General features: G+C 61.3%; 11 protein-coding genes and 1 pseudogene. 8 read left to right on the top strand and 4 right to left on the bottom strand.

What is annotated here, in order from left to right; translation table 11 throughout:
- On the top strand, positions 1-378 hold a 378-nt coding region (locus BMY30_RS12685; protein WP_139195523.1), incomplete at its 5' end, for a zinc-binding dehydrogenase.
- A 68-nt stretch (positions 379-446) separates the two neighbouring features.
- Positions 447-1,076, top strand: coding sequence for a phasin family protein (locus BMY30_RS12680; RefSeq protein ID WP_342027787.1), 630 nt, complete (start codon positions 447-449; stop codon positions 1,074-1,076).
- A gap of 280 nt (positions 1,077-1,356) precedes the next feature.
- Here the strand turns inward: BMY30_RS12680 and BMY30_RS12675 are convergent, their stop codons facing one another.
- Positions 1,357-2,781 carry a sigma-54 interaction domain-containing protein gene (locus BMY30_RS12675; protein WP_089714266.1) on the bottom strand — a complete coding sequence of 475 codons (1,425 nt, stop codon included), beginning with the start codon at positions 2,779-2,781 and terminating at the stop codon, positions 1,357-1,359.
- Between the two features lie 188 nt (positions 2,782-2,969).
- Here BMY30_RS12675 and speB point away from each other — a divergent pair, with 188 nt between their 5' ends.
- The 4 genes from speB to BMY30_RS12655 are packed head-to-tail and all read left to right on the top strand — an operon-like array spanning position 2,970 to position 8,489.
- A complete protein-coding gene (gene speB / locus BMY30_RS12670; protein WP_089714264.1) occupies positions 2,970-3,920 on the top strand; it encodes an agmatinase in 951 nt (316 codons plus the stop codon).
- Between the two features lie 51 nt (positions 3,921-3,971).
- Positions 3,972-5,357, top strand: a complete 1,386-nt coding sequence (locus BMY30_RS12665) for a YjiH family protein (protein WP_089714262.1) — start codon at positions 3,972-3,974, stop codon at positions 5,355-5,357.
- A gap of 11 nt (positions 5,358-5,368) precedes the next feature.
- Positions 5,369-6,997 carry a 5-guanidino-2-oxopentanoate decarboxylase gene (locus BMY30_RS12660; protein ID WP_089714260.1) on the top strand — a complete coding sequence of 543 codons (1,629 nt, stop codon included), beginning with the start codon at positions 5,369-5,371 and terminating at the stop codon, positions 6,995-6,997.
- Between the two features lie 40 nt (positions 6,998-7,037).
- The gene (locus BMY30_RS12655; protein WP_244516201.1) at positions 7,038-8,489 is read left to right on the top strand and encodes an aldehyde dehydrogenase family protein; all 1,452 of its coding nucleotides are present in this window, start codon (positions 7,038-7,040) and stop codon (positions 8,487-8,489) included.
- 173 nt (positions 8,490-8,662) lie between these two features.
- Here BMY30_RS12655 and BMY30_RS12650 read toward each other — a convergent pair whose 3' ends face one another.
- Positions 8,663-9,214: a FadR/GntR family transcriptional regulator gene (locus BMY30_RS12650; RefSeq protein ID WP_244516202.1), complete on the bottom strand. Its 552-nt coding sequence runs from the start codon at positions 9,212-9,214 to the stop codon at positions 8,663-8,665.
- A gap of 38 nt (positions 9,215-9,252) precedes the next feature.
- On the opposite strand from BMY30_RS12650, the pseudogene BMY30_RS12645 reads away from it, so the two are divergent.
- Together BMY30_RS12645 and BMY30_RS12640 are read left to right on the top strand one after the other, a co-directional pair.
- Positions 9,253-9,657: pseudogene (locus tag BMY30_RS12645) on the top strand (transposase); the annotation flags it as partial.
- A gap of 100 nt (positions 9,658-9,757) precedes the next feature.
- Positions 9,758-11,026 carry an amidase gene (locus BMY30_RS12640; RefSeq protein ID WP_089714255.1) on the top strand — a complete coding sequence of 423 codons (1,269 nt, stop codon included), beginning with the start codon at positions 9,758-9,760 and terminating at the stop codon, positions 11,024-11,026.
- A 50-nt stretch (positions 11,027-11,076) separates the two neighbouring features.
- Here the strand turns inward: BMY30_RS12640 and BMY30_RS12635 are convergent, their stop codons facing one another.
- Both BMY30_RS12635 and BMY30_RS12630 read right to left on the bottom strand, forming a co-directional pair.
- Entirely contained in the window at positions 11,077-11,760 is a 684-nt protein-coding gene (locus tag BMY30_RS12635) for an OmpA/MotB family protein (protein WP_089714253.1), read from the bottom strand.
- Positions 11,753-12,577: a motility protein A gene (locus BMY30_RS12630; RefSeq protein WP_089714251.1), complete on the bottom strand. Its 825-nt coding sequence runs from the start codon at positions 12,575-12,577 to the stop codon at positions 11,753-11,755. Before BMY30_RS12630 ends, BMY30_RS12635 begins: the two co-directional genes overlap by 8 nt.
- Between the last annotated feature and the right edge of the window lie 120 nt (positions 12,578-12,697).

The following is a 12,697-nucleotide window of genomic DNA, read 5'->3' as shown; positions in this document are numbered from 1 at the left end:
ATCCAGCAGGTGATCGTCGAGCTGACCGATGGCGGCGTCGACTACTCCTTCGAGTGCATCGGCAACGTCAACGTCATGCGCTCGGCGCTGGAGTGCTGCCACAAGGGCTGGGGCGAGTCGGTGATCATTGGCGTGGCCGGGGCCGGCGAGGAGATCAGCACGCGGCCGTTCCAGCTGGTCACCGGTCGAGTCTGGAAGGGCTCTGCCTTCGGCGGGGTCAAGGGGCGTACCGAGCTGCCGGGCTATGTGGAGCGCTACATGAAGGGCGAGATCAACATCGATGACTTCATCACGCATGACATGCCCTTCGAGAAGATCAACGAGGCCTTCGAGCTGCTGCACCGAGGCGAGAGCATTCGCACTGTGCTGCACTACTGATCCTCAAATCAGCGGCTGCTGGAGCTGGGGCCACCACGATTCAGTAGAGGTTACATGTAGGGTCCCTGATGACCACTCCAGATCTCGACAAGGCCGGTTCGGTCGCTCTGGTTCGGCGGCCTCAGCCGGTTCAGTCGAACGCGCTCTGGGAGTCAGATTTCACGGATGACCTGACTTTCGGGGATGTTGCAATGCACAAAAATCCTTGCTATTGTGCACTGCAGCAGAGCGGGGATCTCCCGTTCCACAACATTCAGAACCTTGGAGGTTCCATCATGACCAACGCATTCGCATTTGATCCCAAGCAGTTTGACACCGCCCAGCTCGATTCCATGTTCTTCGCTCCGGCGCGCGCCTTCGCTGCCCTCTCCGTCGATTTCACCGAGAAGCTGGTCAATGCCCAGCTCGAGGCCACCAAGGCCTATTCCGATACCAACCTGGCGCAGCTGCGTCGCCTGGTAGAGGTCAAGGACGCTGAAGGCCTCAAGAGCTACATGGAAGGCCAACAGAAGGTCGCCAATGAGCTGACCGAGCGCCTGAAGGGCGATGCCGAGAAGGTCGTGGCCCTGCAGCAGGAGTTCGCCGAGGAAAGCCAGAAGCTGACCGAGAGCAATGTCAAGCAGGCTCAAGAAAGCGCTAAAGAAGCCACCGAGACCGCCACCAAGGCCGTCAAGGAAGCAGCTCCTAAGGCCAAGTAAGCCTTTGGCCCGCGCCGCGGGCCGCAACGACGCCACACTCCCAGGCCGCCGATCTCTGATCGGTGGCCTGTTTTCGATAGGGGTAAGCCCCGCTCAGGTCCTTAGTTATTCGTCGGTAGTCCCAAGGGCGCCAAGCTCAATACCTCGGTGGAAACGGCCAAGGCCCCAGCGGCCTTGCTCCCCGCGCCTAATTGACACACGTCTTCGATCACCTGACTAGCGCCGACGAGATGCCTGACATGGTGCGATATCCCACGCGGGGAATGTGTCGTACGTTACATCACCGTGTGATGCTTAATCCGTGTTGTTTGAGCTTTCTCACGACGCTTGGCTGGCTGATGCCGAGCCGTTCGGCGATAGCATAGGTTGAGAAGAGTGTCATGCAGAGCTCGGCCAGGATGCTGCGCTCGGTGCGGCTCATGGCATCCTTCAGGCCTTCGTTTTCGCACAAGCGGGATAGCATACCCGGTGCCGTGCGATCTTCAGCGGGCTCGGCTTCCTGATGCCCCATAACGAGTTCTGGCGAGGCTGTTCCCTCTGCATTGATGATTTCATCGCTGGACAGCCAGGCCCGCTCCAGCCAGTTCTCCAGTTCCCGTACGTTGCCAGGCCAGTCCTGGCTCATCAATGACTGCCAGCTGCTGCGAGCGAGAATTTTTTCCATGCCATAGCGCCGATTGAGCCGTTTCAGCTGTTGCTCTACCAGGCCGGGAATATCCTCGCGGCGCTCACGCAGTGGCGGCAGAGTGACTGGGATAACGTTCAGCCGGTAGTAAAGGTCGAGGCGAAAGGAGCCTTCCTCCACGCGCTTGCTGAGGTTCTGGTTGGTGGCAACCACCAGGCGGAAGTCGACGCGCCGGGACTGGCTGTCACCCAGGCGACTGATGCGACCATCCTGAATAGCCTTGAGCAGTTTTGTCTGCATCGACAGGGGCAGCTCACCGATCTCGTCGAGAAATAGCGTGCCGCTGGCGGCCTGTTCGATAAGCCCGACGCGTCCCCCGGGCGCCGCACCGCTGAAGGCCCCGGCACGATAGCCGAACATCTCGGCCTCGAACAGGCTCTCTGGAATGGCTGAACAGTTGATGTCGACGAAAGGCCCATCGCGTCGTGCGCTCCAGCGATGAAGCTGGTGGGCGAAGGCGGTCTTGCCGACCCCTGACTCGCCGAGCATCATCACGTTGGCATCTGTAGGGGCCACCCGTCGCAGCAGTAGCGCCACCTCACGCATCAGTGGGCTCTTTACCTCCAGGTTGTCGAGTTCGTTCTCCAGCGCCGTATCTTCCTGGTCGACCACCTGACTGCGCTTCAGGTGGTCGCTTAAACGCTGCTGGAGCAGGGCATATTCCTGCTGTAGTAGTTGGAGGTCGGTGAGGTCCATGGAGCGGCTCACCACCGCCACCAGTTTCCCCTCTTCGAAGATCGGGTAGGCCTGTGCAATTACCTGACGTCCAGTGCAGGTGCGCTGAACAAGTTGTGCCGGTTGACCACTGCGTATCACTTCCATGCTGATCGAGGGGTTCAATACCCCATCGGCTTCTAGGCGCTGCACGGTGCTGGCCCGAAGCTCTTCGCAGGAGATGCCATAGACCGCGGCGGCACTGGGGCTTACGCAGCGAACCTTCCCATCTGCATCGGCTATGAAGTAGTGGTCGTGCGCGGTGTCGACGATGGTCTTGAGGATGAGGCTATCGATGGTGCTCATGTGCCCGACCTGCGATTCAAAAATACATCAATAATTCATTATTGCATCATCGGAAGACTCAAGGTGATCCAATTCTGAATCAAAAAACCCGCACAAGGCCCTGAAATCGGGTTGGCATGGTTCCTGCAAAACACATGTAACGCACTGGGCGCTTCTATCACTGACCAGGAAATCCAGAGGACGTTTGCATGAGTGAGTTCAATCAACCCCTAGGTGGTAACGATATGCCGCGATTCGGTGGGCCTGCCACCATGATGCGGTTGCCGACTCAGGAGAGCGCCGAGGGCCTGGATGCCGCCTTCATCGGTATTCCTATGGATATCGGCACCTCCAACCGCCCGGGAACCCGCCTGGGTCCTCGCCAGATTCGCGATGAATCGCGCATGCTACGTCCCTACAACATGGCGACCCAGGCGGCACCCTTCGAGAGCCTTCAGGTTGCGGATATCGGTGATGTGCCGATCAACACCTTTCACCTGCCCAAGAGTGTGGAGATCATCACCGCATTCTACGAACGGCTGCTTGAACACGACTGCATTCCCTTGACCCTGGGTGGCGAGCACACCATCACGCTGCCCATCCTGCGTGCCATCGCCAAGCGCCATGGGCCGGTGGGGCTGATTCATATCGACGCCCACGCCGACATCAATGACCACATGTTCGGCGAGCCGATCGCCCACGGCACCCCCTTCCGCCGCGCCCAGGAGGAAGGCCTGCTGGACAGCCAGCGTGTGGTCCAGATCGGGCTCCGGGGCACCGGCTATGCCGCGGAAGACTTCGATTGGTCCCGCGAGCAGGGCTTTCGCGTCGTGCAGGCTGAGGAATGCTGGTACAGGTCATTGGCGCCGCTGATGGCAGAGGTGCGAGAGCAGATGGGCGATGGGCCGGTCTATATCTCCTTTGATATCGATGCCCTCGATCCATCCGTGGCACCGGGTACCGGTACCGTCGAGATGGGCGGCCTCACCGCCCAGCAAGGGCTGGAGATCGTGCGCGGCGCGGCGGGACTCAACGTGGTGGGTGGTGATCTGGTCGAGGTGGCACCGCCCTATGACCCGAGCGGAAATACCGCCCTGATGGGCGCCACTCTCCTGTACGAAATGCTCTGTGTGCTGCCGGGCGTCAAGCGCCGCGATTGAGACTCCTCGGTCAGTCCGAAACGACAACGATAATTCAACCTGAGGTACTTTATGCCATCCTCCCTCGATACATCAGACGACATAGCCCTTGAGGGCGCCCCGCTATCTCGGCATGGACTGATCAAGTTCCTCGTGCCATCAATAATCGGCGTATTGCTTTTCCTGGTGCCCTTTTCGATGGGCGATACCATCAACATCGGCATGGGGTTCGCCGCTGATGGGCTCAAGGCACTGCTGGGCGGCACCCTGCCCGCCATTGCCACGGTTGTCCTGTGCCTGTCCGTGGTACTTACTCTTCTGGTCAAGTTCACCCAGCCAGGCTGGGCGCGCGAAGGTGTGCTCAAGGAACTGTTCGACGTGGCACCGTTGTGGGTCGCCATGCGCGCCCTTGGTGCCCTCTTTGCCTTGATGACCTACTTCCAGGTCGGTCCGGAATTCATCACTGCCGCCTTCACTGGTGGCGTGATGCTCAACGACCTGGCTCCGGTTCTGCTCACCTTCTTCTTCTTCGCCGCCATCCTGCTGCCGTTTCTGGTCGACTTCGGCTTCATGGAATTCGTCGGCAGCCTGCTACGTACACCTTTCCGTTGGATCTTCGGGTTGCCAGGCCGCAGTGCCATTGATGCTACGGCCTCCTGGATGGGGTCGGGAACGGTGGGAGTGCTGATTACCACGCAACAGTACGAGAAGGGCTTCTACAACTGTCGTGAAGCATCGGCCATCGCCACCAACTTCTCCATCGTGTCCATTGCCTTCGCGATCCTGGTGACGACTTTCATCGGCATCAACCATCTTTTCGTGCCCTTTTACCTGACGGTGGTGGTCTCTGGCCTGGTGGCTGCGGTGGTTGTGCCACGGTTGCCACCGCTGTCGCTCAAGCCGAATACCTATTATGAGCCGGTGGGTTGCCAACTGCAGGAAGAACGCACCGGCAACCAGGGGCTTCTGCGCTACAGCCTGGGCATGGCCGTGGCCCGTGCGGAGAAGGCCCCCGGCCCGCGGCAGCTGGTGCGCATCGCCCTTTACAACGTCGCCGACATCTTCTTCGGCCTGCTGCCATTGGTCATCGCCATCGGCACCGTGGCGCTGATCCTGGCCGAGTTCACGCCGCTCTTCACCTGGCTTTCAATGCCCATGGTGCCGTTACTGGAATGGATGGGCCTGCCGGAGGCCGAGGCCGCGGCCCCCGCCACCCTGGTGGGTTTCGCCGACATGTTCCTGCCAGCGGTACTGGGCAGCAACATCGAGAGCGAGCTGACGCGCTTCGTGATCGCCTGCCTGTCGCTGACCCAACTGGTCTACATGTCGGAGATCGGTGCCTTGCTGCTGAAGTCAAAGATCCCGCTGAAGCTGTGGGAGCTGGCGGCTATCTTCCTGATCCGTACCGCTATCACCTTGCCGATCATCGTCGTCATGGCCCACTGGCTTGTGGGATGAGGGGCCTCCAAATGACCTGTTCAGAACTGCTCATTCGTCTGCTGCGAGACACCTATGGCGTGGATACCGTCTTCGGTATCCCCGGCGTCCACACCGTCGAGCTCTATCGGGGGCTTGGCGGAGACGCAGAAGCCTGCGGCATTCGACATGTTACCCCGCGCCACGAGCAGGGCGCCGGTTTCATGGCCGACGGCTATGCCAGATCCACCGGCCAGCCGGGGGTGTGCTTCATCATCACCGGCCCCGGCATGACCAACATTGCCACGGCCATGGGCCAGGCGCTGGCCGACTCCGTTCCGATGCTGGTGATCTCCAGCGTCAACCGTCGAGATACCCTCGGCCGCGGTCAGGGTCGCCTTCACGAACTGCCCTGCCAGCAGCAGCTGGTGGCGGGCCTGACCCGCTTCAGTCATACCCTGCTCGATCCGGTGGCCCTGCCGGAGGTACTGGCCCGGGCTTTCGCGGTCTTCGAGGGCATGCGCCCGGGACCGGTGCATATCGAGATCCCCATCGACCTGTTCGATGCTCAGGTGTCTCCCCCCGAACAGTGGAGCCCGCCGGTCATCCACCGACCGGCACCGAACCCGGCCGGGCTCGCCACCGCAGCACGCTGGTTGCATGAAGCACAGCGGCCGCTGGTGCTGCTGGGCGGGGGCTGCATCGCAGCGCCCGAGGCCGCCCGCGCGCTGGTTGAACGCCTGGATGCTCCCACCGTTACTACCATCAACGCCAAGGGTCTACTGGGGCTTGAAGCCGGCAGTAGACACTCGCTGGACCTGGGCGCCAACGCGGCCCTGCCCGCCGTGCGCGAGCTGGCCCGTGAAGCCGACGTGATACTGGCCATCGGCACCGAGCTTGGTGAGACCGACTATGACGTGGTGTTCGACGATGGCTTCCTGCTGACGGGCCGGCTTATCCGAGTCGATCTCGACCCGGAACAGCTGGTGCGCAACCAGTCCTTGGCTCTCGGCCTGATCGCCGATGCCGGCACCACGCTGGACGCCCTGCTGGCCCACTTCCCGGTGGCCTTGTCCCGGCAGGGGCGCATCCGCACCGCCGCCACCATGGAAGCCCTCGCGCTGGATCGTGACCCGGCGTTCGCTCCCTTCGTGCCGCTCTTCACCACACTTGCCGAGACGATGCCAGAGGCGATCCTGGTGGGCGACTCCTGCGCACCGGTCTACGCCGCCAATCACCTGGTCGCCAAGCCAGAGCCGCGGCGCTTCTTCAACGCCTCCACCGGCTACGGCACCCTTGGCTACGGCCTGCCCGCCGCCCTCGGCGCCAAGCTGGCCCGCCCGGACCTTCCGGTGGTAGCGCTGGTCGGCGACGGCGGCGTGATGTTCACCCTGGCCGAGATCGCCACCGCCGTGGAGGAACATCTTTCGGTAGTTATCCTCCTTTGGCACAACGGTGGCTACGAGGAGATTCGTCGTTACATGGCCGCCAACGGCGTCGCCCCCATTGGCGTGAACCTGCATGCCCCGGAGTTCCAGACCCTGGCGAACGGCTTCGGCTGCCTGGCCACCCGGGCCGACGACCCCGCCAGCCTGGCCAAGGCATTATCGCAATGCCCCGAGCAGGGCCCCTTGCTGATAGAGATCGACGCGGCCGCCTGGAATGCCTCGGTGCAGGAATAACGCCCCACCGACCTGGAACCCCACTGCGAGAGAGCCATCTGTGCATCAGCTGACACGACAATTCATCGACAATCGCTGGGTCGAGAGTGCAAGCCATCGTCGCCTGCCCGTCACGGACCCTTACCGACAGGAGATAATCGCCGAGGTCACCGCCGGCGATTCCACCGATGTCGACGCCGCAGTGGCCGCTGCCCGCCACGCCCTGCCGGCTTGGCAAGCGCTTGGCGGTGAGAGGCGAGGCGTTTATCTATCGGCCTTCGCCGATGCCCTGTTGGCGAGCCGGGGCGAGCTGATGCAACTGTCGTCACGCAATAACGGCAAGGCGCTGGCCGAAGCCGCTATCGACCTCGATGATGCCATTGCCTGCTATCGATATTACGCGAATCAGGCCCGAGCCCTGGAAGGTCGCCAGGGACGTCTTATCGAGCATGGCCTTGATGGTATCCAAGCCCAAGTCTATGAGGATCCTGCCGGGGTGGTGGGGTTGATCACTCCCTGGAACTTCCCGTTGGTGACCAGCGCGTGGAAAATTGCTCCGGCCATGGCGGCGGGCTGCACGATCGTCTTCAAGCCTTCCGAGATCACACCGCTTCCCGAACAGGCGCTTGCCGAGATAGCCGAGGGCGTTGGCCTGCCCGCCGGTGTGCTCAACCTGGTGCACGGCGACGGCGAGGGTATCGGGGCGCCGCTCACCGCCCACCCGGGTGTCGACAAATTCTCTTTCACCGGCAGTAATGTGGTGGGGGAGAAGGTGATGCACGCGGCGGCTAAGGGGGTCCGTAACGTTTCGCTGGAGTTAGGCGGGAAATCTCCCGTTCTGGTGCTGGATGATGCCGAGGTGGAGCAGGCCGCCGACTGGGTGATGGCGGGCATCTTCTTCAATTCTGGACAGGTCTGCTCCGCCACTTCACGCCTGATCGTCCACGACGATCTCGCCGAGCCGCTCTATGCGGCGCTGGGTAAGCGCCTCGACGCCATTCGCCTTGGCGATCCCCTAGCTGACGACACCGACATGGGACCCATGTCCAGTGCTCGCCAGCGCGAAGCCGTGCAGCGCTACCTGGCGATTGCGTGGGAGGAGGGGCTGGTCGCGGTGCGTGATGGACGCCATCGTCAGTTGCCCGAGCGCGGCGAGTTCGTTGTACCTACGCTCTATCGTGATGTTCCGGTCCAGAGTCGCCTGTGGCAGGAGGAGATCTTCGGACCGGTGCTCTGCGGTCGAAGCGTCTCCAGCGATGAGGAGGGCATTGAGCTCGCCAACGCCAGCCCATTCGGCCTTGCCGCTACGGTGATTGCCGGTGATGTCGAGAGAGCCAGGCGGGTTGGCCAGCGGCTGCGTGCCGGCAGCATCTGGTATAACAGCGAGCAGCTGGTGCTACCGGAGGCCGGCTGGGGTGGGTTCGGTATCAGTGGGATCGGCCGCGAGCTGGGCCCCTGGGGGCTGGCGGAGTATCTGCAGGTTAAGCATCTCATCGGACCTGAGTCAGGCTAGATCCTATGCTGACCGAAGAGCTTCGCATATTGGTGCACCTGGATAAGCCCGGCCAGACTTGTTGATACTGCTTAAGCGAGGGTGGGCGGTCTCAAGTTAATCAGGTTCTACCAGACACAGAAGTCTTGAGGTTCTGATTCTCAAGTGGTGACAATCTCATTAGCTCGACGGATTCAATCCGGATACGTTAGGTCGGTTTCCCAGCTTTTCGCGCTTTGCTGAATTGCGCGTCTTACCCCCTCTGCATCATCCGCCTGGAAGGCAGTGTAGATAGCTTTGTGATCGTTGAGGGCGGTTTCTGGCAGTGTCTGCATGGACGTTTCGAGCGCAGCCTCGATCAGTTCCAACAGTGTCTGACCGACGCGGATCGTCATGGGGTTGTGGGTGGCATGGAGGATCGCCCGATGAAAGTTGACATCGTGGCGAGATGTCTGCTCGCCGTTGGCTATCGCGGTAGCCATGTCGTCAATGGCCTCCTGAATTCGCCGATGGTCCTCATCGGTGGCGTTGGTCATCGCTTGAAGCGTGTAAGCGGGCTCGAACATTGCCCGGAATTCGAGCACGTCGCGCGTCATGCCGCGGGCCAGGATCATGCCGAAGGCCATCGGGTCGACCAGTGGATCACCCGGTTCGCGCCGGATGACAGTGCCATGGCCACGACGCACCTCCACGATGCCGATCGCCTGGAGCATCTTGATGGCTTCGCGGACGCTCGACTTGCCGATTCCCAGGCTTTGAGTCAGCTCGGTTTCAGAGGGTAGATAGTCTCCATGAGATCTGGATGGCCGAGACCCGCGACGAGGCGCATAAGGCCTTTGATCGCACTGTGAAACGCTTCGAGGCCAAGTACCCCAGAGCGATGGAGTGCCTGGCCAAGGATCGGGAGGAACTGCTGGCGTTCTATGACTACCCGGCAGAGCACTGGGTGCATATCCGCACCACCAACCCGATCGAATCGACCTTCGCCACGGTCCGCCTGCGGAGCAAGCGAAGCCGGAACTGCGGCTCCCGGGCAACGACCCTGGCGATGGTCTTCAAGCTGCTTCAGAGCGCCCAGAAGAGCTGGAAGCGGATCAAGGTGTTCAACAAGCTGGAGCTGGTCGTGAACAACGTCCAGTTCCAGGATGGCGAGCCCTTGACCGATCAGTCAGACAGGACTGCCGCCTGACCGGCTATACACAGGATTTGACAATAACTCCCGGCCCCGTGATATCGGCGTGACATGGTCACGGCATCAGCTGATCCTCCAGCGTAAAAGGAGCGCACGCATGTCCGAGCTCGACGACGCCACCATCGACGCATTCCAGGCCCGAGTTACCCGTGGCGAATGCGATGTTCTGACCTGGTGGCATTCCTGTCAGGCTCGGATCGAGAAGCTTGAAACGGATGTCAGGGCCTGGGAATACCTCATGCCGCCTATGTCGACCACAACCCTGCGGGGTTCCGGGCAATTGCTGTGTGGCGTGCCTGTTGGCATCAAGGACATCATTGATACAGTCGAGATGCCGACTACCTGGGGAACCGGTGGCTATCTCGTTTCGCCGGGAGCCGTCGTGGATGCCGCTGTGGTTACCTTGCTCAAGCGTCAGGGCGCTATGCCGATGGGCAAGACCGTATCCACCGAGTTTGCCTACTTCACACCCGGCAAGACCCGCAACCCGCAGGATCTCTCGCGTACTCCGGGCGGCTCGTCCAGTGGCTCGGCCGCCGCCGTGGCGGCGGGGATGGTGCCCCTCGCTTTGGGGACGCAGACAGCCGGAAGTATCATTCGTCCGGCAAGTTACTGTGGTGTTTTTGGCTTCAAGCCCACCGTCAATACGGTGTCCTTCTCGGGCATCAAGGCCTTTGCTCCTTCGATGGATACGCTGGGCTGGTTTGCTAGACACATCGAGGATATCTGCACGACCTTCGCGGCCTTGACCCGGTCCGACGCCATCGAGGCGCTGCCCGATCTTGGCGGCATCCGCGTCGGTCTGCGTAACCTACCGGGTGGCAGGCCGCTCGATTCCGATGTCGCCGAGGCCTTGTCCAGCACAGCGAGACGTCTGGAGCAGGCCGGCGCCAGGGTGTTTGCATTACGCTTGGATGCCAGTTACGACGAACTCATCATCCATCACCAAGCGGTGTTGGCCTATGAGGCCGCGCAGTCGCTGGCCAGTGAATTTCAACTGCATGGTAAGGATATGGGCACCAAACTGGTCGAGCTGATCGAACAGGGCTTGGCGATATCCTATGCCGACTATCGGGCGTCTCTTCTGGCGGCCGAGCAGTGCAAACAAGGGTTGTCGAAGGTGTTTGTAGACGAGGTCGACGTGATACTGGCGGAGAGTGCTCCAGGCGTTGCCCCGCAAGGGCTGGAAGCCACCGGCGATCCGGTCTACTGCCGTGCCTGGACACTGCTCGGAGTGCCGTGTATCAACCTTCCGCTGAACAAGGGACAAGATGGACTACCGGTGGGGGTGCAACTGATCGCCGATCGCTGGCAGGACGAGCGACTCTTGTCGATTGTGCGAACGCTTGTAGCGGTAACGAGTTAAATACCAACCGTGCGGTGAGTGAGCACCTGATCTTATTGATATCTTCATTTTCATGAATCCTGGGTGAGCAGCAGCTCGACCCGGCGATTTGCTGCACGCCCAGCGCGGGTGTCGTTGCTCTCCAGGGGTTGCGTATCGGCATAGCCAATGGCGCGCAGGTCCGACTCGGGCAAGCCGGCCTCATCGAGGTAGCGCAGTACCGAGATCGCGCGTCCGGTGGATAGCTCCCAGTTGGAGGGAAAACGGCTCGTGGAGATAGGCACGTTGTCGGTGTGCCCCTCGACCGAGATTCGTCCATCGAATGTCTGAAGGGTCTCCACCAGGCCTTGCAGGACACTACGCCCACGCGAGGTCAGGCTGGCCTGGCCACTGGCAAACAGCAGATTGTTGTCGATGCGCAGGGTGATGCCTCTGTCTCCCTCGGCCACGCTGACCCCCTCCATCTCCAGTCCCTTGAAACGGGGTTGGAGGCCATCGTGACGAGGCCTCAGGCCGGAGGCCATCGGTCCGACGTCGGTATGGATAGCGATGGCGGCCAGCCGGGCTGTGGGAGAAACCGATCCCGATGCATCGCTGCCGCTGGTTGCCTGGCCATTGCCTGCCATCGACAGGAGAAGAACGAAGAGGGTGATCAGCAGGGTCAGGACATCCAGGTAACTCATCAACCAGCCTTCACCGTCTCCGTCACCCTGACCAGGGGGACTGAGTACCTGCTGGATGTCACGCTCACGCATGCTGGCCTTTCTCGTTGTTGTTTTTGCGACGTTCGGCGGGAGGTTCCGGATCGCGGATCTCGTCGTGGTAGTTGGCGACGAAGGAGTTGAGGGTCTCTTCGATGAACGATGGCAGGCGACGCTTGGTGATCAGGGAGATGCCCTCGAGAACCATGTTCATGGCGATCAGGCGCTCCTCGGTGCGACGTTCGAGTTTCACGGCGATCGGCTTGAAGACCAGGTTGGCCAGCAGGATGCCGTAGAAGGTGGTAAGCAGGGCAACGGCCATGCGTGGCCCGATCACGTGCAGATCACCCGCCTCCATGACCTCCAGCATGTTCACCAGGCCCACCAGGGTGCCGATCATCCCGAAGGCTGGCGCATAGGTGGCCATGGTCCGGAATATCTGGGCTTCTGCATGTTCGCGCGCCTTGAGCCGGGAGATCCGCCAGCGCAGGAGGTCGAAGATCTCGTCCTCCTTGGTATTGGCAATCACCAGTTGGATGCCGGTGCGCAGAAAAGGGTTGCGGGTATGCTCCAGGGCTGCTTCCACCGCACGCACATCACCCTTGAGCCATAGCCGGGATAGATCGACGAGCTCCCTGATGTCATCGCGGATATAGGCGTTCTCGCGTCGAAAGACGATGGCGACCAGTCGCACTACCCGGAGGACTTCCTTGAGGGGGTAGCTGATGAAGGTCGCTGCCAGCGTGCCGGCAACGACGATGCCCAGTCCCGGGAGGTTGATGAAGCTTTGCGGGGATTCGGCAGTGAAGAGCAGGACACTGGCGAGAAGCACACAGCTGGCCAGTATTCCGATCAGTGTCGATGGGTTCATTCACGGCTCCTGACCGTAGGTGACATGGGCATACAGAGTTATCGGACATCGTGCAGGATACTTGAATCTCGCGACGGCAGGGCACGGACAGTCGTGGGAGAGGGTGATACCCTTGAGATC

Origin of the sequence: Halomonas daqiaonensis (genome assembly GCF_900109725.1) — a bacterium.
In the GTDB taxonomy this organism is placed as follows: Bacteria; Pseudomonadota; Gammaproteobacteria; order Pseudomonadales; family Halomonadaceae; genus Halomonas; species Halomonas daqiaonensis.
The sequence above is the reverse complement of the archived record's forward strand: the minus strand, read 5'-3'. Positions and strand labels throughout refer to the sequence as shown.

Excerpts from the sequence above, each read along its gene's own strand:
- BMY30_RS12675 (WP_089714266.1), bottom strand. The coding sequence starts at position 2,781 with ATGAGCACCATCGATAGCCTCATCCTCAAGACCATCGTCGACACCGCG.
- BMY30_RS12665 (WP_089714262.1), top strand. The coding sequence starts at position 3,972 with ATGCCATCCTCCCTCGATACATCAGACGACATAGCCCTTGAGGGCGCC.
- speB (WP_089714264.1), top strand. The coding sequence starts at position 2,970 with ATGAGTGAGTTCAATCAACCCCTAGGTGGTAACGATATGCCGCGATTC.
- BMY30_RS12635 (WP_089714253.1), bottom strand. The coding sequence starts at position 11,760 with ATGCGTGAGCGTGACATCCAGCAGGTACTCAGTCCCCCTGGTCAGGGT.
- BMY30_RS12630 (WP_089714251.1), bottom strand. The coding sequence starts at position 12,577 with ATGAACCCATCGACACTGATCGGAATACTGGCCAGCTGTGTGCTTCTC.
- BMY30_RS12640 (WP_089714255.1), top strand. The coding sequence starts at position 9,758 with ATGTCCGAGCTCGACGACGCCACCATCGACGCATTCCAGGCCCGAGTT.
- BMY30_RS12680 (WP_342027787.1), top strand. The coding sequence starts at position 447 with ATGACCACTCCAGATCTCGACAAGGCCGGTTCGGTCGCTCTGGTTCGG.
- BMY30_RS12660 (WP_089714260.1), top strand. The coding sequence starts at position 5,369 with ATGACCTGTTCAGAACTGCTCATTCGTCTGCTGCGAGACACCTATGGC.